This window comes from Actinoplanes awajinensis subsp. mycoplanecinus (assembly GCF_001509495.1).
Lineage (GTDB): Bacteria > Actinomycetota > Actinomycetes > Mycobacteriales > Micromonosporaceae > Actinoplanes > Actinoplanes palleronii.
The window spans coordinates 1-20,389 of record NZ_LLZH01000333.1; the positions used below are offsets into that span (position 1 = coordinate 1).

16 protein-coding genes and 1 tRNA gene are annotated in these 20,389 nt (G+C 72.2%); 4 read left to right on the forward strand and 13 right to left on the reverse strand.

Translation table 11 applies throughout. The features are described 5' to 3' along the window. The 9 genes from ADL15_RS46655 to ADL15_RS52325 all read right to left on the reverse strand — a co-directional run. The coding region (locus tag ADL15_RS46655) for a helix-turn-helix domain-containing protein (RefSeq protein ID WP_157442037.1) at positions 1-287 on the reverse strand (287 nt) is incomplete at its 3' end. Positions 288-1,013: 726 nt separating this feature from the next. Next, on the reverse strand, positions 1,014-3,173 hold the full coding sequence (locus ADL15_RS46665; protein ID WP_067706545.1) for a TerD family protein: 2,160 nt from the start codon (positions 3,171-3,173) through the stop codon (positions 1,014-1,016). Positions 3,174-3,203: 30 nt separating this feature from the next. Then, positions 3,204-3,331: transfer RNA gene (locus tag ADL15_RS53720), tRNA-OTHER, on the reverse strand. Between the two features lie 175 nt (positions 3,332-3,506). Further along, on the reverse strand, positions 3,507-4,112 hold the full coding sequence (locus ADL15_RS46670; RefSeq protein WP_198171310.1) for a hypothetical protein: 606 nt from the start codon (positions 4,110-4,112) through the stop codon (positions 3,507-3,509). A 17-nt stretch (positions 4,113-4,129) separates the two neighbouring features. Next, positions 4,130-5,023 (reverse strand): hypothetical protein, encoded by an 894-nt coding sequence (locus tag ADL15_RS46675; RefSeq protein ID WP_067706547.1) that lies wholly within the window; start codon positions 5,021-5,023, stop codon positions 4,130-4,132. A gap of 2 nt (positions 5,024-5,025) precedes the next feature. Further along, positions 5,026-5,400 (reverse strand): hypothetical protein, encoded by a 375-nt coding sequence (locus ADL15_RS46680; protein ID WP_067706550.1) that lies wholly within the window; start codon positions 5,398-5,400, stop codon positions 5,026-5,028. After that, on the reverse strand, positions 5,387-8,263 hold the full coding sequence (locus ADL15_RS56740) for a CHAT domain-containing protein (protein WP_067706553.1): 2,877 nt from the start codon (positions 8,261-8,263) through the stop codon (positions 5,387-5,389). The genes ADL15_RS46680 and ADL15_RS56740 overlap by 14 nt, the downstream gene beginning before the upstream one ends. Continuing rightward, positions 8,260-9,219 carry a hypothetical protein gene (locus tag ADL15_RS46690; protein ID WP_157442038.1) on the reverse strand — a complete coding sequence of 320 codons (960 nt, stop codon included), beginning with the start codon at positions 9,217-9,219 and terminating at the stop codon, positions 8,260-8,262. The genes ADL15_RS56740 and ADL15_RS46690 overlap by 4 nt, the downstream gene beginning before the upstream one ends. Before the next feature lie 89 nt (positions 9,220-9,308). Then, positions 9,309-9,920: a DUF2442 domain-containing protein gene (locus ADL15_RS52325; protein ID WP_157442039.1), complete on the reverse strand. Its 612-nt coding sequence runs from the start codon at positions 9,918-9,920 to the stop codon at positions 9,309-9,311. A gap of 426 nt (positions 9,921-10,346) precedes the next feature. On the opposite strand from ADL15_RS52325, the gene ADL15_RS46700 reads away from it, so the two are divergent. Genes ADL15_RS46700 through ADL15_RS46710 form a run of 3 tightly spaced genes read left to right on the forward strand, consistent with a single transcriptional unit; the run spans position 10,347 to position 14,356 of the window. Continuing rightward, positions 10,347-11,600: a DUF6271 family protein gene (locus ADL15_RS46700; RefSeq protein WP_067706631.1), complete on the forward strand. Its 1,254-nt coding sequence runs from the start codon at positions 10,347-10,349 to the stop codon at positions 11,598-11,600. Continuing rightward, the gene (locus ADL15_RS46705; RefSeq protein ID WP_083972584.1) at positions 11,593-13,194 is read left to right on the forward strand and encodes a GNAT family N-acetyltransferase; all 1,602 of its coding nucleotides are present in this window, start codon (positions 11,593-11,595) and stop codon (positions 13,192-13,194) included. Before ADL15_RS46700 ends, ADL15_RS46705 begins: the two co-directional genes overlap by 8 nt. 7 nt (positions 13,195-13,201) lie before the next feature. Continuing rightward, positions 13,202-14,356, forward strand: coding sequence for an MFS transporter (locus tag ADL15_RS46710; RefSeq protein ID WP_067706558.1), 1,155 nt, complete (start codon positions 13,202-13,204; stop codon positions 14,354-14,356). On the opposite strand, the gene ADL15_RS46715 is transcribed toward ADL15_RS46710, so the two are convergent. Beyond that, positions 14,349-14,837: an AAA family ATPase gene (locus ADL15_RS46715; protein ID WP_067706561.1), complete on the reverse strand. Its 489-nt coding sequence runs from the start codon at positions 14,835-14,837 to the stop codon at positions 14,349-14,351. The genes ADL15_RS46710 and ADL15_RS46715 overlap by 8 nt on opposite strands. Before the next feature lie 317 nt (positions 14,838-15,154). On the opposite strand from ADL15_RS46715, the gene ADL15_RS46720 reads away from it, so the two are divergent. Next, positions 15,155-16,879, forward strand: coding sequence for a hypothetical protein (locus ADL15_RS46720; RefSeq protein ID WP_067706564.1), 1,725 nt, complete (start codon positions 15,155-15,157; stop codon positions 16,877-16,879). A gap of 68 nt (positions 16,880-16,947) precedes the next feature. Here ADL15_RS46720 and ADL15_RS46725 read toward each other — a convergent pair whose 3' ends face one another. The 3 genes from ADL15_RS46725 to ADL15_RS46735 all read right to left on the reverse strand — a co-directional run bounded on the left by ADL15_RS46725 (position 16,948) and on the right by ADL15_RS46735 (position 20,334). Further along, positions 16,948-18,477, reverse strand: a complete 1,530-nt coding sequence (locus tag ADL15_RS46725; RefSeq protein ID WP_067706566.1) for a M4 family metallopeptidase — start codon at positions 18,475-18,477, stop codon at positions 16,948-16,950. Positions 18,478-18,974: 497 nt separating this feature from the next. After that, positions 18,975-19,910: an adenosine deaminase gene (gene add, locus ADL15_RS46730; protein WP_067706569.1), complete on the reverse strand. Its 936-nt coding sequence runs from the start codon at positions 19,908-19,910 to the stop codon at positions 18,975-18,977. Between the two features lie 163 nt (positions 19,911-20,073). Next, on the reverse strand, positions 20,074-20,334 hold the full coding sequence (locus ADL15_RS46735) for a hypothetical protein (RefSeq protein ID WP_157442040.1): 261 nt from the start codon (positions 20,332-20,334) through the stop codon (positions 20,074-20,076). Positions 20,335-20,389: the final 55 nt, after the last annotated feature.

Sequence of the window (20,389 nt, forward strand, 5' to 3'; positions counted from 1 at the left end):
CAGAAGTTGACGAACGCGGTCTGCAAATGCCGCAGCGCTTGCTGCAACGGCACACACGACACCTCACGCAGGAACGCAAGGTCCTCGGACTTCTTCCACACGGTCAGCATCGCGCTGGTAGCCGGATAGTTGACCCGTTCCTGGCGCACCGTCCACGCCTCGGTCCGCGCCTGCAACGCCATGTTGTACACCAGCCGGACACACCCGAACGTCCGGCACAGCTCAGCGGCTTGCTCCGGACTCGGGTAGAAGCGGTACCGGAACGCCCGCTTCACCACCCTGGCCATAGCAGAAATCTATCAACCCCGGTAGTGGATCTTCCGACCACCCGCAGCGGCTGGATGCCCATCCGCCTCGACGACGGATCGGCTTTCCCTGCCCTGCTCCGCAGGCGTTCCGTTTCCTCTCCCGCCTGAAGGCCGGAGTATCCACGAAAGGAATCCGATGACCGAGATGGTACGGAGCCGGTGGGATCCTAATTAGGAGAGCGCGCGAGCGAAGCGTCCGTCTCCGTCGGGTCATGTGGGCCGCTATTGGGCGGCCAGTACCGGTACACGCGAACAGGCCCTCCCTGCGGGGAGGGGCCTGAGCTGCGCTTCGGCCGTCAGTCCGAGGTCCGGATCTGCTCCAGGTAGGTCAGAGGCTCCTGGCGGAACTCCATGAGCTCCCGCAGCGCGTCCTTCTCCGCCGTGGTGATCCCGCCGTGGTGATCACGACGTCCTCCTCCGACAGGGCACCGACGAGCTCCGGGATCGCCAGGGCCCAGGCCCCGGCGCCGCCGGCCTCCAGGATGAACGACCGGTGATTCGGGCTGATCCTGGGTGCGAGCTGGTCGGTGATCTGGCGGCTGTACCAGTAGAAATCGTTGACTTCCATGGGTCTCCCACAGATGCGGTGGCTAGGCCGCCGGCCCCGGTTGCCCGGGGCCGGCGTTGTCGAGGAGAGCGCGGGAGCTAAATGTGATCCGTGATAGTTACGGATAGAAGGAAGCTCCCGCATGACCTCGACGGTCGCTACGCCGGGATCAGCTCACTGAGCCGATCCAGCGCATAGATCTCCGAACCTTCCGGCAGCCCGTCCGGCGCCTCGATGCCGACGAACGTCACCGGCTCGTCCGGCAGCGTCCCGTCCCACACCCGCACCTCGCCGCGCTCACGCCACCGGTCGACGAGGTAGGACATGGTCAGGTACTGCCGCTCGACCAGCGCCCGCACCCGGTCGGCCGTGGAGAACGCGTTGCCCTCCACCCGGTTGAACGACACCCGGCCCCGCAGGTACAGGTGCAGCCAGATCGCCTCCCAGCCGTCCGGGCCCATGGCGAACACCATCGGCAGCGCGACCCGGCCCGGCCCGCGCATCTGCGAGCGCGCCCGGACGGTCCGGGCGTCGAACGGGGCGCCGCGCTGCTTCTTCGTCCGGGTCTGGTAGCCGAACATCGACTCGGCCACCTCGTCGAACGACTCACCGGAGTAGATGTTGACCTGCGGGACCACGTACCGCCCGGCGATCGTCAGCGGCACGTCGATGAACTCGGTCGCGCCGTCCGGGGCGTCGGTGATGTCACCGGAGTGCACCGCCCCGCCGTGGTGGTAGTTGGTCCAGGACACCTGGCCGGCACTGCGGAACTCGTCGTCGAGCAGCAGCACCGACAGGTCGAAGTCGGTGGTCCGAGCGGTCTGCCGCCAGTACGTGAAGAAGCGCAGCAGCTCACCGGAGACCACGGCGCGCGACCCCCGCGGCAGCACCGCGAACCCGCCCTCGGCCGCCTTGCCGGACAGCGGCAGCGCGACGTCGAGCACGTCCGGATCCACGAGCAGCGGGCGGTCCCACACCGGCAGCCGGGCACCGATCTCGGCGTCCAGCCGTGCCGACAGGCCGGCGACGAGCTCCGGCGGCAGCGGCGGTCGCTGGTCCGGGCCGATCCAGGCGTTCCGCGAGCGGCTCGCGTACATCCGGGCCGACCCGCGCGTCAGCCGGTTGCCGACGTGCTCCCGCAGCGAGCACAGCACCCGGCCGGACGCGGTGCCGAGCGCACCGGTGACCGCGTCGACCACCGCGTCCCGCTCGGCCGCCGACGCGAGGCGCAGCAGCCGGTCCGCGGACCGCAGCAGCAGACCCGGCGCGGCCGACAGCACCGCCGCGGCCGGCGCGATCTCCCCGGCCCGGACGGCGGCTTCGGCCCGACCAGCCAGGGTGGACACCTTGCGTTCGCCGCGCGCGACGGTGAAGACCTCCTGCGCGTGCGGCCACTGGGCGTATTCGTGCGGGTGCAGCCGTTCGCCGAGCCGCTTCCAGCGTTCCGCGTAGCGCGCGACGTCACCGAGCTTGGCCGGGCTCGCGCCGACGACCTCGTTCAGCGCGGTCAGCAGGATCCGGCGTTCCCGGCGCGGGAACGCCCGGAACTTCGTCGGCGTGAGCAGCGCCGGGTCGCCGCCGGAGACCTGACAGGCCAGGCGCAGCAGGTCGGTCGTGGTGTCCACGGCGACCAGCGGCCGGCCCTGCACGAGCCGGACCCCGTTGAGCACGGCACGGTTCTCCCGCACCGGGATCTCGCCGGGCTGCGCACCGTCCACACAGGCCTGCGCCAGCTCGCCGAGGATGACCAGGTCCGCCTCGCCGAGCGGCGTCGAGCTGCCGGCCATGGCCAGGTAGAGCCGCTGCGCCTCCACCTCGGCGGTGTCACCGAGGTGCAGCACGGTCAGCCGGTCACCGGCCGAGGCGATCAGGTCGTCGTGCGCGGCCAGCAGGTCGGCGTAGGTGTGCTGGTACCTGCCGTACCCCGGCAGCTCCAGCAGGTTCACCCCACCGGTCAGGACCGCGTCGCGCAGCCGCTCGTCGCTGGCCCTGCCGCCGCCGGTGAGCACGGCCGCCCGCAGGCAGTCGGTCCAGAACTCGACGGTGTCCGGCACGTCGTGCGGGAAACCCAGGAAGTACGCGTTGTGCTGCACGTGGTCGCCGACCAGCTCGCGGACCGCGGCCACCGTGGTGACGGCGAGGTCCATGGCCGCGCCGGGCGCCAGCGCGCCGACGTGCTCCAGCAGCGCCCGCGACGCCGAGAACCCGGCGTCGAGCAGCGCCGCGTCGAGCTGCCGGGCCACCGGAGCACCGTCGCCGGCCGCACCCGTGCTCGTCGGCACGCGGAGCGTCTTCTGAATGATCAGCTTGTCGAGCACGTGCTCCCCCGTCCCGATGAAAGGTGTGAGTGGGCCGCCGGGGACTCGAACCCCGAACCTTCCGATCCCTAATGAGAAGGAAGCGCACCCATGCCCGCACGACGGCGGAGGGCGAGTGCACTACATCCCGGATGCTCTACCAGCTGAGCTAGCGGCCCTCAGGACGAGATCCTCGCACGCCCCCGACCACCCCAGCCATCGAGTTTCCCCAACCCCAAAACCCTTTTTGGGTACGACGAAAGCCGCCGACAACCGCCCCCGGCTGGCTCGCGGGGGTCCCTCCCGGCCCGCGAGACACCCCTGTGGACCAGCCGCCTCGGCCGGCTGTGGGGGCTACCCGACGGTCAGCGTGTATGTCGCGTCGACGGTGAACGTTCCGGAGGTGCCGTGCACGACGACGGTGTGCTTGCCGGGGGACGGGGCGTCGATCCGGCCCCACAGCCCGCAGCCCACGCCGGTGGTCTCGCCGGCGGTGCCGCTCACCGGGTTGTCCGGGCCGGCCGTGTACGTGACCTGCTCGTGGTCGATCAGGTCCATCGGCACGTCGGCGCCGTCGAGGGTGATGCTGCCCTTGGCGCCGGCCATGAAGTCGGCGCAGTCCGCCTCGGAGTCGCCGACCCGGTTGATCGCGGGCACGACCAGCGGCCGACCGGCCGGTACGTTGCACGCCCGCCGCACCTTGCCACCGAACGTGCCGGCCAGGAACCAGACGTCGTCGGGCTGGTTGCGCGCGCACTGCTCGCCGGTGGTGTCGGCGACCGGGTTGGTGGCCTCCGGCTCGGCGCTGGCCCACTCCCACCAGCGGGCCTGCATCGGGCGGGGTGCGGCCGCGGTGCTGGCTTTCGCCTCAGGTGCGCTGTCGGTGCTGGTGGTGGTGCCGGCGTCGCAACCGGTGAGGACGAGCCCACACAACACCATGGTGATGATCTGCCGCTGCATGACCGGCAGGATATCGATCACGGTGCCGGTGGGGTGAAGCCCTCCCACAGGTACGCGGTCAGCGCCTGCCCCGCCGCCGGCTCGTCGTCCGGGGCGGACGGTGGCGGGAAGCGCAGCGCCTCGTAGAGCGCGAACCGCTGGGTGTCGAAGGCCGCCTCGACCAGGTCGGCGTAGATCGCGGCGGCCGGTAACGCCGACGCGCGGTAGATCGCCACCGCGGCCAGCAGCGCCGGGAACACCAGCCACCAGACCAGGGTCGCCCAGACCGTGGCCGCGACCGCCCACAGCACGGCCCGCCCGGCCGCGTCGAGCTGGGCCCGGGCGCCGGTGATGTCCTGCCGGGCCGTTTCGGACAGCAGGGGCCACAGTCGTGGCCAGGCGACGACCGGGTCGAGGCCGTACCGGCGGGCGGTGCGCAGCTCGGCGGCGCGCAGCGTGTTGCCGAGCAGGGTCGGCATCAGCGCGTCCTCCGGCGGCATCCGGTGCAGCCGTCCGGCCAGCACTCCCTCCCGGGTGCGGTCGTGCGCGGTCCGTTCGCCGGTGCGCCGCAGCCGGCCCCACTGGTCGCGCCAGCGGCGGCGGCGACGGCGGGCGAGTGCGACCAGCCGGTTCCACAGCCAGCGCGGGCGACCGGCCGGCCAGTACCCCTCCAGCCAGCTGAGGAACGTCGGGGTGACCCGTTCGGCGACCGCCGTGCTCGCCGCGACCAGCAGCAGCCCGCCGACCAGGCAGAGCACCTGCTCGGTGCCGGTGAGCCGGGTGAACGCGTGCCCGCGGGCTCGCAGCGTGCCGGCGTCACCGGCCCAGGCCAGCGCACCGGCCAGCCAGAACACCAGGGCCGGGGTGAGCAGTCGGGCCGCCCACTGGTCGGCCAGCTTGCCGCCGAGGCCGCTGACGAACCCGGACAGCATCCTCAGGCCCGCAGCATCGTCACGCCGTGCACCGGGCAGCGCGGCACCGGCTCGCTGTCGTCGAGCCGGTCGCCGGTCTCCGGGCAGCTGATCCGCGGGCAGACGTAGCGGCCGCCGACGTCGAGTGCGGCGCCGAGCAGCGGCCGGTAGGCGGCGGCCCGTTCGCCGCGCAGCAACGACAGCGCGGCCACCCGGGTCGGCTCCCGGCGGCGCAGGACCGCCAGCAGATCCGGGCCGGTCGCCTCGCCGCGGTCGGTGCGGCGCAGGACCGCGTCGAGCTCGGTCGCGGCGGCCGCGGCCTGGTCGGCGGGCAAGAGCCGGTCGAGCTGGGACCGGACGGCCCGGGCGGCGTCGGCCACCGGGTCAGGCCCGGACATGGGATCCCCACCAGGTGAAGGCCGCCCAGTCGGCGGGCGCGGCGAACGAACGCTCGCCCGGTGACTCGATCCCGAGCGGGCCGGCCAGCGCCTCGGTCACCGCGTGCGGCCAGCCTTCGGCGGCCAATTGTCGTACCCAGAAAAGCTTTTCGGTGTTGGTGGTGTCCCGGACGAAACAGGCGGCCTCGCGCAGCGCCTGCGGCCCGGTCGTCCCGGGCCGCCACCGGTCGTAGAAGCGGGTGGTGAGCAGGAACGCGGTCAGGTCGTCGACCGCGAACCCGCTGGCCAGCACCGCGTCGGCCCCCGCGTAGAGCAGCCCGGCGGACAGGCTGACCACCTCGTCCGGCACCCGCGGATGCACGAACGCGCTCTCGCACGCGCTGGCCACCACCAGGCGCACCGGCATACCGGCCGCGAGCAGGGCGGCGACCGTCAGGACCCGGTCGCCGGCCAGGACCAGACCGCTGCCGAGCGGAGAATCCATTTCGGTACGACCATGGCAGGCGAAATGCACGACATCCGCGTCCACGGCCCGGGCCAGCACCCGCTCGGGGGTGGCGTCGGCGTCCCGCAACGGGACAGTGGTGCCGAACGCGGTGCCCGCGGCCACGGTCTCCACCGCGGCCCAGCGCAACGGCGGCTCCGATGTGGGTGCCGGGTCGGCCACGGTGAGCAGGCGCTGCCCGCGGGTCCGGTCCGTGCGCAGCACCGAGGCGCCGGGCAGCAGGGTCAGGACGGCCTCGTCGCACGCATACCGGCGGCCGGTCGCCCGGGTCGGGTCGGGCGTCCACGCGGCGTGCAGCGGGAGCGTGCCGAGCAGGCCACCGGGCAGCAGTTGCAGCACGCCACCGGCGGGTGCCCGGTCGAGCAGCGGGCCCATCGCGGCCGTCCACAGCCAGCGGGCCACCTCGTCGAACGCGTCCCGCCAGCCGTCCGGGTCGGCCCGCCGGTGGAAGTAGCCGCGGTAGAGCCGCTGCATCGCGGACGTGACGGCGTCCTCGGTCAGCTCCGGCAGCGGCAGCGCCCGGACCCCGTCGCCGTCGACGACCAGGCCGAGCGGGTCGCGGTCGGCGGGCACGAGATAGGCGAACGGGCCCACCCGGCGGGCCAGGTCGTGCAGCGCCGGCATGTCCGGCGTCCCGGCCGCGGAGCGGTGCAGCTGCTGGGCGAACAGCGACGCCCGGGACCGTTCGACGGCCAGCACGGCGCGCTCCGGATCACCGGCGCCGAGGTGGGCCTGCGCCGCCCAGCCCGGCAGCCGGCGGGCGGTGCTGAGCCAGTCCTCCTGCCCGCGCCGGTCGTCCTGCGCCGCGACCAGCCGGCCCAGCGCGTCCTGGGCGTGGCCGGCGGCCTCGACGGCGTCGCCGTGCGCGTCCCGGCGCAGCGCCGACGGCAGCCAGTTCAGCGCGCCGTTGAGGACCAGCGCGGGGTCGCGTTCGGCGGCGTCGGCGGAACCCTCGCGCCAGAGCATGACCGCTTTGCGCCAGCTGTCGTCGATCCGGGCCGTGGACCTGGCCAGGCCGTTCGCGGCGTTGAAGAGCAGCATCGCGCGCTCGGGACGACCGGCCGGTACCGCGTCGAGGGCTTCGGCGTCCAGCCGCAGCGACCGGTCCAGGTCGGCGCGGTCACCGTGCCGGGCGTACCGGATGCGCAGGTTCCGCGACACCGCGGAGATGCAGCCGGCCCGCTCCGGGTCGCCGGCCGGGAACCGGCCGATCGCCTGCTCGAGCACGCGCAGGCCCTCGGTCAGCAGCAGCTCCCGGCCGGTCAGCTCGTACAGCTGGGTCAACGCGTTGCCGAGGTTCATCGACCGGCCGGCCTGCTCCGGGTCGCCGGGCGGGGAGCGCCGCACCGCGGTGCGCAACGCCTCCACGGCCCGCCAGAGGTCGGCCGGCTCGGCTCGGTGCTGGAACCGCTCGCGCAGCAGCATGCCCAGGTCGCTGGCCCGGGGCGGGTATTCGGCGGCGTTCGCCGGGGTGGCCCGCAACGCCGTCTCCATCAGGGCCGCCGCGCGATCGAGCAGGTCGAGGCGGCCGTCACCCTCGTACCGTCGGAACGCGGCCCTGGCGAGCCGCTGCAGTGCGCCGGCCGCGGTCTCGCGCCCCTCCTTGTCCTGCTGCGCCTCGCGCACCGCCTCCTGCAGGGTCACGGCCGCGGCTTCGAGATCTTCGGTACGACCGTCCGCCGCGAACCGCAGCCGGTGCACGTCACCGAGATGGACCAGCGCCCCGGTACGCCGCACCGGGCCGATGGCCTGCTCGACCGCGGTCCGGGCGGCCGTGACGTCGTCGCCGGGTGGTCCCTGCTCGGTGCGATCACGGATCCGTAGCCGCACCTCCACCGCGTTGAACCGGAACTCGCTCGCGTCCTCACCGGACGCCTCGGCCAGCGCGACCGCCTGCTCGAAAGCGGACAGCGCGGCGGGTTCGTGCTCGTCGGCCGGCGGCACCCGGGCGTGCGCGATGCCGAGCTGGTTGAAGATCTGCACCCGGGCCTGCGGCGGCAGCGCGGACAGTCCCGGGTTCGCGGTCACCCGCTGCCACAGCAGCAGGGCGGTCCCGGGGTCCTCGGCGGCGCGGCGCCCGGCCCGGACGGCGATCCGGCACAGCTGCTGGACGGTGGGCAGGCCGGTGTCCTCGCGCAGCATCCGCAGCAGGGCACGGCGCTGGACCAGCGCGCTGAGCTGCGCCGACTCCGCCTTGTTGATCAGGTCGTCGAGGGCGTGGTCGTAGGCGCCGGCGAGCAGGCCGGCGTCGGAGGCCATCGCCTGCTCGGCCTCGTCGGGTGACATCGCCCGGACGAACCCGACGAGCGCCGGCGCCTGCCGGTCGAGCTGCCGCGCGATCGCGTTGGGCCCGGTCATGGCGCCCGGTGGCGTGCCGCGAGCATCATCCGTTGGACGTGCGGCAGCGCCGGATGGTGGGGTGGCAGGTGTCCGGCGGCGTGTTCCAGCAGCTCCAGGCCGCGCCGGCGGTCGTCCTCCGCGCCGGTGACCCGCGAGCGCAGGGTGCGGAACCGGCCGAGGTTCGCCATCACCAGCAGCGCGTCGGTCGCGTCCGCGGGATAGCGGGAGAGCAGCTCGGTGTAGTCGTCGATCGCCTGATCCAAATCGGCCGGGTCCTCGTCGAACGTGTACCGCAGGGCGATCCAGTTCGCCGAGTGCTGCCGGATCAGCAGGTCGGTGTCCGAGCCCGGGATGACGTGCGCGGCCGCCTGCCGCAGGAGCTGGAACGCCCGCTGCAGGCTCTCCGGCCGCTGGTCGATCTCGTACAGGCGGCCGTGCAGCATGGCCACGGTGACGTGCACGTCGACCAGCGACACCGGTGGCTCCCCGGCCAGCAGGTCCTGGGCGACCATCTGGTCCCAGATCGCCACACCCTGCCGGATCTCGTCGGCGTCACCGGTGCGCAGCCACGTCTGATCCGCGTTGATCGCGGCGACCACGAAGCTGTCCAGCATCGCCCGCGTCCCCTTCTCGGCCGGCCCCGCGGGCGCGGGCTCCGCCGGGGCACGGGCGCCGTCGGCCAGCCACGACCGCAGCTCGCGCAGCTCCGGGGTGATCAGGGTCAGCTGGGTCATCTCGGCGAACAGGATCAGCATCTCCAGCGCCGCGGTGCCACGCTCACCGGCAAGGTCCGGATTCTTCTGTACGACGGCGTACCGGGCGGCCGGCCCGTCCGCGGCGACCAGCTCAGCGACGGCGTGGAACAGCGGGTCGACACGGACCTGACCGTCCAGCAGCTCACGCAGCGACTTCTGCTCGTACGCGCGCATCTGCGCCACCGGATCCGCCGGCTGACGCCTGCCCCACCTCGGCATGCCGCTCACCTCCTGCGCCTAACCTCAGTGATACGCCCCTTTCCCCGGCGACACCGTCCTGAGGTCGGCAAACAGACATCGGTGCCGGGCTAGCGTTTCCCGTGGTAGCCGGCGACGTCGGACTCCGCGGTGCCGGCCCGCCGGCACACCTCCCGGACCAGATCGTCGATCCGCGCGCGGTCCGCCCGGCCGGCGTCCTCGACCAGCGGCACGGCCCAGGCGCAGCCGGCCAGCTCGAAGTGCCGCTGCCAGCCCGGCCGGGCGAGCAGCCCGGTCAGGTCGACGGCGGCCGAGCCACCCATCTCGGCGTGCCCGCCGTTGATGGACTCACCGATCACCAGCGGTCTCGCGGCGAACGGCGCGACGTAGACGAAATACACGTGGTGCGTCGGGTGCTCCGGCGTCGGCGCCTGGTTGCGGTAGGCGACCCGCAACTGCTGGCGCTCGAGTTCCGATCCGCTCACCTCCCGAGACCCGGCGAACAGGTAGTCGGCCTCGAGTGCCGGCCCGCCCGGCCACCGGACGCCGTCCCCGCCGAACGTGAGGTGCTTGAACGTCTCCGGAGAGGCGAGCTCCGCCGCGTCGAAGCCGGGCCGGTCCCGCCGCCCGGCCGAACAGTCGAACAGCCGCACCGCGCCGGAGTCGAACTCCAGAACGAGCTGCCACGTCTCGGTAGGAACAACCCGCAGCAATCTCGGCACCCGGCCACCTCCACCTGGACCACCCACCCCGAACCACCAGGCTAAACGACCACCCACCCGGCACTTCGCGCGCAACGCCCCGGCTGGTGCTGAGGGCCGTCTCGCGCCGCCCGAGACAACCCTCAGCACCAGCCGGGCGGCCTGACGCTGTTGCCCGGGCGAGGCGCGGTTCGGTCCGGTGTGGACGGCGGGGGAGCGGGCGGTGGTCGGGGTCACATGCGGTCGGTGGTTCCGGAACCGGGGCGCTACCAGCGATTTCAGGACTTCTGACGGGTTCGCCCGGAAGACGGGGTTGTGGGACGCGCGCGCCGCCGATTAGGTTCGACCGCGCCATGATCGATTGGCTGCGATGAATTGCCGAACGGGCTGTTCACCGGCTGTTTCTGTGCCCTTTTCCCGTACCGGGTGAAAGACGGGAGTGAATCAGTGACCGACGCGAGGGACGACCGTCGCCGGGTCTGCCTGGTGGTGCCGACCAACCGGGAGTGCGCCGCGACGCTCACCGAGGTGGTCGCCGAGGCCGAGTACGCCACCCGGCACTTCGACGTGGACGTGTGCCTGCTGGTGCTCGACTCCTCGGACGAGTACGAGGCGCACGCGAAGGTCCTCGCCCTCGCGCCGCTCGTCTGGCACCTCGACGAGCCGGCCCAGCGCGAGTTCCTGCAGCGCGTCGTGCACCGGGCCGCCGCCGACCGCCCCGATCTGCTGCTCGATCTGCTGCTGCCGGCCGGCGTCTCGTACGGGGCCTGCACCAACCGGGCGTTCCTGATCGCGGCGGCACTGGGCTGCGACTCGGTGCACCGGCGGGACTCCGACCTGTACTTCCAGACGTACGAGGGAAAGAAGATCTTCCCGATCCACGCGGAACTCTCCGCGCTGGGGAAGGCCGCCCGCGATGTCGTCGCGACCGAGAACCGGCTCGACGAGAGCCGCGCGGACCTGCCGGTGGCCATGGCCGGCGCGTCGTTCGTCGGTGACATGTCGGTCGACGTCGAGGACATCCGCGACCACGAGGCCTACTACGACCTGGTCAGCCTGTGGGCCGCGCCCGGCAGCACCGAGGACGAGAAGCGCGAACTGGTCGCGGAGTCGTTCACCGGCAGCGCGCCGTTCGACGGCGACCACTGGACACTTTCGGTCGTCGACCCGATGCGCGTCGACATGCACAACATCAGTTTCTCCGGGCTGCAGGAGAACGTGCCGCTGCCGCCGGCCACCGACACGATCGGCAGCGACTACTTCCTGATCCACGTCGCCGACCGGGCCGGGCTGCCCGGCCTGCTGCACAACCGGCACATCGTCAATTTCCACACCGCGGAACGCAAGAGCGACGCGGGTTTCCTCGCCTACCAGCTGCGGTTCGCCAAGTTCATCCTGTCGATGTACTACTTCCACTTCATCTACCAGCGGATGACCAACGCCAGCCCGGGTGACATCGCCGCGATCGTGCGGGCCAGCACGTGGCAGCCGCGCGAGCCGAACGAGGCCACCGCCGAGCTGATGGAGCAGGCGTACCGGCGGCTCGGCGGCCGGTTCACCGCGGTCGCCGACCGGATCGGCGCGAACCGCGACGCGCTGCTGATCGAGGCGCGCCGCGACATCGAGGACTTCGCACTGCTGATCGAAGCGTGGGCCGCGCTGATCGCGGCCGCCCGCGAGACGCCCCTGCGGCATGACTGAGATCGGTCATCTGTGGGCCGCTCTGCGCGCGGCCGACACCGACCGGATCGTCTACGACCTGACCGGCATCGAGAGCCGGTACCGGGAGCTCGGCGACGAGCTGCCCGGCGTCCGGGTCCGCTTCGCGATGAAGGCGTGCCCGGTCGACGAGGTGCTGACCGGCTTCGCCGACCTGGGCGCGGGTTTCGACGCGGCCAGTCCCGGCGAGATCCGGCAGGCGTTGCGCACCGGTGCCGAGCCGGAGCGGGTGCACTACGGCAACACCGTGAAGTCCGACGAGGACATCGCCACCGCGTACCGGCTCGGGATCACCACGTACGCCACCGACAGCGCCGAGGACGTGCGGGCGATCGCGCGGCACGCGCCGGGCAGCCGGGTGTTCTGCCGGGTCAGCACGAGCGGCGAGGGCGCGGTGTGGGGCCTGACCGGCAAGTACGGCAGCGACGACCCGGTCGCCGTGCTCGACCTGGCCCGGTCGCTCGGCCTGGTGCCCGCCGGGCTGTCGCTGCACGTCGGCTCGCAGCAGATGACCGAGAGCGGCTGGCATGACGGCCTGGCGGCCGTGGCGGGCGTGATGCGGAAACTGCTGCGGCGCGGCATCCGCCCGGACCACGTGAACCTCGGCGGTGGTCTGCCCGCCTCCGGTCATCCCGGCCTGACCCCGCCGACCGGCGAGATCTTCGCGGCGATCCGCTCCGGGATGCGCCAGCTGCGCGAGGCCGCCGGCGGCGACCTCGACTTCGTCGTCGAACCGGGCCGCTTCCTGGTCGCCGATCATGGGGTGGTCCGGGCCGAGGTCGTCCGATTGACCGTACGGCGGGAAGCGTGGCTCTACCTGACCTGCGGACGGTTCAACGGCCTCTACGAGGGTGACCGGCTGCCCTACCGGCTGGAGTTCCCCACCCACCCGGCCGGCCCGACGGTGCCCGCGATCGTGGCCGGGCCCAGTTGCGACAGCGACGACGTGCTCGCCGGGGGAGTGCCGGTGCCGGTCCCGGCCGGGCTGGCCTCCGGTGATCCGGTGTGGATCCACACCGCCGGGGCGTACGCGACCAGTTACACCACGGCCGGGTTCAACGGGTTCGCGCCGTTGCCCTGTCACACCGTGCGCGCCGAACGGGTCCGGCCCATCGACGTGCACGACTGGCCGGCGATCGGCTCGCTGGAGTCCACCGCGTACACCAAAGGGGGTCTCTCCGAAGGGCCGGAGGCCCTGCGCTCCCGCGCCCAACCGGAGACCTCGTTCGTGCTGGACACCGGTGACCGGGTCGGTGGTTACCTGCTCGCGCTGCCCTACCCGGAGTTCCGCTACCCCGACCTGCACCGGCCCGAGGAGTCCGCGGTCCGCTCGTCGAACCTGCACCTGCACGACATCGTGATCGACCCGGGCCTGCGCGGGCGCGGCTGGGGCAAGCGCCTGGTACGTCACCTGACCGAAACTGCCCGTAGCCTGTCCTATCGACGGATCTCGCTGGTCTCGGTCGACGGGACAGCCGGCTTCTGGTCGTCCCGCGGCTTCCGTCCCCACCCGCAGGTCCCCCTGCCCGGCGCCTACGGACCGGACGCCGTGTACATGTCGCATGAACTGAGGTAGGCCCGGTATGTCGTTCCGCCGCTCGCAGCTGTCGATCGCCGCGTTGTTCGCCGCGCTCGGCTTCCAGTACTCGACCTGGGCGTCGCGGATCCCCGCGCTCGCCGACCGGCTGCACCTGTCGTCGGGCGAGGTCGGCGTGCTGCTGCTGGCCGCGGGTGTCGGCGCGGTGCTGTCGTTCCCGCTGGTGCCGAGGCTGATGGCGGCGTTCGGCTCGGGCCGGCTGGCGCTCGGCGCCGGGCTGGTGCTCGTCGGCGCGCTGGCCGGGCTGGCCGTCGCGCCGGCCTATCCGGTGGCGCTGGCCGTGCTGCTCGTCGACGGGGTGGCGGTCGGCTGCCTGAACGTCGCGATGAACGCGCAGGGCGCGGTGCTGGAGAAGACGTCCGGCCGCACCACGATGGCGAAACTGCACGCCACGTTCAGCGCGGGCATCTTCGGCGCCGCGCTGCTGGCCTCGGGGGTCTCCTCGCTGACCGATTCGGTGCTGCTGCACTTCACGGTGGCCGGTGTGGTGCTGCTCGCGCTGCTGACGGCCGCCCGGCCCGGGCTGCTGCACGAGGACCTGCCGGCCACGCCGGCCACGACTGGCGGCCGGGCCCGGATCCGGCCGTCCGGCATCGTCCTCTGGCTGGGCGTGACCATGTTCCTGGCCACCATCGCGGAGGGTGCGGTGAACGACTGGTCGGCGCTCTACCTCAAGGACGTCGCGCACGCCGCCGAGCACCTGCTCCCGCTCGGCATCGCGGTCACCTCCGGCATGATGATCATCGCCCGGATGTTCGCCGACGGCTGGCGGGACCGTTTCGGGGACAAAACCGTTGTCGCGTACGGCTGCGGCGTCGCGGGCCTGGGCCTGGCGGCGGCGTTGCTCGCCGGCGGGGCCTATCCGGCGCTGGCCGGGTTCGCACTGGTGGGCCTGGGGATGGCGGCGGTGAGCCCGTGCCTGTACGTGGCGGCGGCCCACCACGGCTCGGCGGCGCTGACCGCGGCCGCCACGATGAGCACGACGGGCCTGCTGGTGGGCCCACCGGTGATCGGTTTCCTGGCCGAGGGTGTCGGCCTGCGCTGGGCCCTGGCGGCAGTGGTCCTGACCGCTTGGCTGATCATCCCGTGCGTCCTGCCGATCAAGTGGCCGGTCCGCACCCCGGAACCCGCCGTCAGCTGAGTCCGGTACCGGTGATGATCTCTTCGCCCTCGTCCATCGGCTCGTCGAAGCGGGCGTAAAACTCGTCGAGCGCGCGCGGGCTGACGGTCGCGGCGTTCGCGCCGTCACGCTGATGACGCTCGGCCAGGCGGCGCTGCAGCTCCGCCTTGTCGACCTTGAAGTAGAGCAGCCGCCACTGGGCGCCGTGCGCCTCGACCAGGTGCTTGTAGGTGTCCCGATCGGCCCGCCGCCACAGGCCGTGATCGAAGACGACGTCGCGGCCGCGTCCGATCAACCGGACGAGGCGGCCGCGGATCTCGTCGATGATCGGGGCCTCCAGCTCGAAATAGCGGCTCTCGCGGTAGTCGATGCCGAATCGGCCGTGCCGGCTGTGCATCATCTCGTCGACCGACAACCGCACCACGCCCTCCTCGACCAGCTTCCGGGCGTAGGTGGTCTTGCCGGAACCGGTCAGACCGCTCAGGAGGTAAACGACTCCCACGGAACCCCTCCCACTCGTGCTTTTGGGCCCGACGGTACTCACCTCTGATCATTGCAGCCGGGGCTCAGGCGGTCGCCGGATGTGCCGATGACCGGATTGTGCCGATAAGCAGATGGCGTGGCATACCGGCCTGGCAACTCTGCGTGATCGCAGGGGTCGTCGCCACCGCCGTGTACGCGTTACTGCCCACCGGAGAGCGGTGTCATGCCACCGGCCACGACCACACCGCCGCGGCGTGAATCACGTTGCGGCGGTGTGCGGTGCCGCGCGAGGATCACGACCATGACCTACGGAAAGGGCGCCCCGCGCCCCACACGGTGAACGCCTCGGCCCCGGACCTCTGGGGCTGGCTGGAGAAGAGCGTCGCGGCTGGCGACGTCCTGACACCCGGCGATGACGCGCGCGACCACGTCGTCCACTTCGTCCGGCTCGACCGGGACGGGCCGATGACCCGGCGCCTGCTGATCTTCACGACCGACCGCCGGGCACCGATCCGCCGGACGATCTTCGAGTTGCTCGTTCAACTGCACGTCCGGGGCTCCGGCTGGCCGCTCGTCGCCGACGCCGCCGAGACGGCCCTGAGCGACCCGGATCCGTCGGTGCGGCGCACCGCGGCGACCCTGCTGGTACACACCGCCGGCCCGGGTCGCGCGCTGGCGGCGCTGGACACCTTGACCGATCCCGCCGTCCGGATCGCCCTGATGAACGCCATTCCCTGGCACCGGCATCCAAGGCATCAGGCCACCGTGGAACGCCTGCGCTCGGATACCGTCCCGGCCATCCGGCTGCTGGCCAACTGCGCCGCGCCCGGCGTGGACGACACCGTGATCCGCGCGGACCTGGACGCCGCCGTCCCCGACCTGACCGCGCTGGGAAAGGCATCCGCGGGCGAGCTGTGGGCGCACGCGCTGACCGGTTCCGACCGTGACGATGACTGCTACACCTGGGTGCGACGCCTGACCGGCTCTGCCGAGACCCCCGAGGTCCGGCTCGAAGGTGTCCGGATGGCGGCCATCGCGATCCGTTTCTGGCGGGCCGCGCCGGTCCGGCTGACCCCGGCGCTCACGGCTCTCCTGCGGGAAAACCCCTCTCCGGTACGGTCGGCAGCGCTCCGGACGCTCACCGCCTCGATGACCGCGTCCCGCCTGGCCGCCGAGGATCTCGCGGCCCTGCTCGACGACCCGGACCTCGGCGCACCGGCCGCCGTCGCGCTGGGCGGCATCGGCGACCACCGCGCGATGCCGCACCTGGTCCGGCAGATGCTGGCCGGCGGCACCCAGCCCGGCCTCCTCGCGGCGTTCCGCACACTCGCCCGAGCCGGCGCTGACCCGGCCGACCCGGTGGCCGCCGCCCGGCACCTGCTCGCCACCACTCCCGGCTCGGATGCCCCGGAACTCCCGATGTGGGTGCTGGCCGCCTTCGGCCCGGCCGCGGCACCTGCCCTCCCGGAACTCCTCGCCACACTCACCGGCGCCGTGAACGACACCCCGAACCTCACGTGGCACGTCCTGGGCCGGATCGGCCCGGCCGCCGCGGCCGCCGTTCCGCACCTACGGGACCACGGCGCGCTCTTCGCCCTCGTACAGATCACGTCGGACCGCGCCCCGGTCGATCAGCACCTCGCCGGACTTCCGGAAGAGCTTCGTCGTGGCCGCCTCGCGGCCGTGCTGCTGGCCTGGCTCGCCGACCACGGTGGGCTGACCGTCCGCCAGCACCGGCAGCTGCGCAGTCTGTTCGGCACGCCCGGCCCGGCATCGGTGGACGTGGCCGCGACCCTGTGGCGCCACGAGGGTCCTGCAGCGGCCGCCGACCTGCTCGCGGTCCTGTCCGAACACCTCGCCGACGACCTGCTCGGTCCGAAGGCGCTGGAGGTGTTCGCGGCGATGGGCCCGCACGCCCGCCCGATCCTCGGCCGCTTGGACGAGTTCATCACCCGCCGGCACCGGGCCGGCTTCAACGTCGGCGGCCCGGACGCCGAGCTGCACGCGGACGAGACCCTGCTGACCGCCATGATCGCCGCCCGGGAGCGGATCGCGGGATGAGACACGAACGAACCGGCCCGGCGCGTCGGGGGAACGCGCCGGGCCGGTTCGGCCTCACCAGATCGGGATCAGCAGGTCGGTTCGCCGGACTGGGCCGGCAGGCTCACCGCGTTCCAGGCGGCCTTGACCGTGTTGAAGTTGGTGCAGCTGCCCGGGTACAGGTTCTTCGCGGCCTGCAGCGTCCACACCCGGTACTTGGCGTACGAGGAGCTGGACGTCTTCAGCAGCATCGCGTTGTACATGATCTTCGTGGCGACCTGGATGCCCAGGCCGGTCACCGTGGTGCCGTTGCAGGTGGAGCTGGCCGGCTGGCCGTTGCCGCTGCTGCCCTGGGCCAGCAGGTAGAACCAGTGGTTGCCCGGACCGGCCGCGGCGTGCACCTCGGAGCCCGGCGTGCTGCTCGAGTAGCAGTTGCTGTCACCGGCGAGCGACGGGTTGTACATGTAGCGGATCGGGCCGCTGCCGACCAGGTTGACCTCTTCGCCGACCTGGTAGTCGAACGGGTCGTTGGCGTTCGCGGCGTACGCCTCGGTGGCCGCGCCGATGGTGTCGGCGACGAACTCCTGGGTGCCGCCCTTCGAGATGCCACCCGGGGTCTTGTCGTCGATGCCGTGACCCAGCTCGTGGCCGACCACGTCGAGCGAGGAGATCCACTTGCCGGCGGTGTTCTTGCCGATCTGGATCTGGGTGCCGTCGTAGTAGGCGTTCTGGTCGTTCAGGCCGACCCGGATCGGCCACGCGCCGCCAGAACCGTTCTGACCGTTACGGCCCAGCCACGCCGACAGCATGGCCTTCTGCTTCTGCGCCACGTAGAGCGCGTCCACGCAGCCGGTCTCCTTGCTGGTGCCGACGCCGTTGCCCCACGCGTTGTCGGTGCCGCTGAAGACCGTGTTGGTCGCGGCGTCCTGGCAGCTCAGGTTCGTCGTCGACGGGTCCTTGAGCGAGTAGGTCGAACCGGACAGCGTGGTGTTCAGCGAGACCGAGCCGTTGATCCAGCCGGTGCCGGTTCCGGTCGCCTCGGTGACGTTCTCGTGCGTGGAGAGCACCGCGCCGGTCGCCGCGTCGACGTCGACGGTGAGCCGGCTGACACCCTCGGCGCTGGTGCCGTTGACCGTGGTCTCGTAGGCGAGCTTCGCCGCCTGGCCCTCGGCCGCGACCACGATCAGCTGGGTCGCCTCGACACCGGTGACCGTCTTGAACTGCTTCTTCGCGGTGGCGATCGCCGCGCTCTGCGACACCGCGGGGGTGGTCGAGAGCTCACCGATCGGGCTGCTCTGCGCCACCGAGGTGTACCGGGTCGCGCCGGCGGTGTCGGTGACGACGACCAGGTCGCCGCCCTTGACCGACAGGCCCTTGTAGGTGCGGTCGTAGGCCGCGTAGGTCAGGCCCTGGGAGTTGTAGACCTGCTTGCGCTGGAACGCGTCGTAGGCGCCGGCTCGCAGTGCCGCCGGGCGAGCGGCGACGACGGCGTCGGCCACGGCGACCGCGTCCACGGACGGGCTGATCGGCTGCGCGGCTGCCGGACCGGACACGCCGACCAGCGCCGAAGCGGCCACCGTGCCGACGGCCACCGCGATGCTCAAGGGGGTTCGCACCATGTTGCGTACTCCTCTCCCGCCCACGGGGGTGGTGGGCGGGCTCGACCTCCGGCGCGGCGGGGTGGCCGCTACCGGGTGAAACAGGAGTGACGCTATCTATACAGATCTATTTTCCGAAATAGGGAAAACCCTCGCATTGCCTGCGGTCCGCTCGCGGTCACCCCCTTTTTTCGGTACGGATGAAGGAGCGCCCGCCGCAGGCTACGAGCCGAGTCCCGCGGTGGCCTCGCGCGACGCCGCCGCCGCGCCGACCCCAGCCGCGCCCACCGGACCGCGCCACTCACCACGCGAGCCCGCGACCACTCCGGACCGCCGCGCGCCTCCCGGCCCTGGCTGGCTCTCGGGGGTGTCTCACTCCGTTCGACACACCCCTGAGAGCCAGCCCGGTAACCGGAACCGCGGCCGGGCCGCGAGGTGGCTGCGGTGTCGCGCGAGACCATCACGGGACGTGGCTCGTAACCTGCGGGCGGGCGCTCGGTAGTCGTACCGAATGGGGTTTATGCGAAGGCGGCGTTGCGGGCGTCGGTGCGGATGCGCTGCAGGTCGCTTGCGGACAGACCGGCCTGGGGTGCGGCGATCTGGTACTCGCCGGAGAGGGTGATCGCCGAGGTGCGCGGGTCGTCGGTGCAGAGTGCGACCGGCACGCCGGCGGCGAGCAGGCGGCGCACCGGATGCTCCGGGTAACTCGGTGCGGTGCTGGTGTGCAGGTTGCTGGTCAGGCTGACTTCGAGGGTGATCCGGTGGGCGGCGAGGTGGTCGAGCAGGGCCGGGTCCTCGACCGCGCGGATGCCGTGGCCGATGCGCTCGGCGCCCAGGTGGTTAACCGCGTCCCAGACGCTGAACGGCCCGGCGGCCTCACCGGCGTGCACCGTGACGTGCAGGCCGGCGTCGCGGGCGAGCGCGAACGCCGGGGCGAACGCGGCGGCCGGCACCCCGGCCTCGTTGCCGGCGATGTCCACGCCGCAGAGCAGGTCACGCCGGGTGAGCAGCGTGCGCATCTGTGCGTCACCGCGCTCCGGGCCGAGGTCACGCAGGACGATGCCGATCAACCCGACCGGCAGTCCGGTCTCCCGCGACGCGCTACGGGTGCCGTCCGCGACGGCGTCGATCACGGCGGTGGCGTCGAGACCCGTCTCCTGGGCGATGAACGCTGGGCTGAATCGGACCTCGAGATAGTCCAGGCCGTCGGCGGCCGCGTCCTGGACGGCTTCGCGGGCGGCCCGGCGCCAGTCGTCGAGACTGCGGAACGCGGAGGGTGCGGCGTCGACCTTGTCGAGGTAGGGGAGCAGGCCGCCGAGCGGGCCGTGCGCCACGAGCAGATCCTCGGGGTCCTCGGCGGTGGCGAGGGGGTGGCCGTAGCGGTGGGCGAGCTCGAGGGTGGTGGACACCCGCAGGGAACCTTCGAGGTGGCGGTGCAGATCGATGAGAGACATGGGTGCTCCAGGAGATCAGTTTCGGCCAAGGACGACAGCGACGCGCGGTCGCTTACTGGTAGAAGTCCTGGCGGAACGAGTGATCCCCGAAGACGGCGCCGTGGCGCGTGGCGCGCTGGCCGCTCGTCATCATCACGAGTGGAAGATTAGCAGGTGGGGGTGGTCAGGCCCGTTCCGCGGAGGGCCAGTACCAGTCCGCGATCTGGTAGTCCGGCCGGCCGGTGGTGCGCGCGTTGAGCAGCACCATGCCGCCCTCGCGGAAGAAGCGGTCGACAAGTGCCGGCATGCGGTCGCGCTGGGTCGGGTGGCGGTCGAGCCGCTGCCAGTTGGTGACCGATCGAAGCATCTCGGCATACATCATCGCGATCGGTGTCCTCGCCGTCGGCAGCGACCGTCGTTCGGCCGTCAGAGGAGACGCTCGCACCCCACCGGTGATAACACTTTCCACCGCGGCGGGTTTGGCATGATCGCGGGAGCTT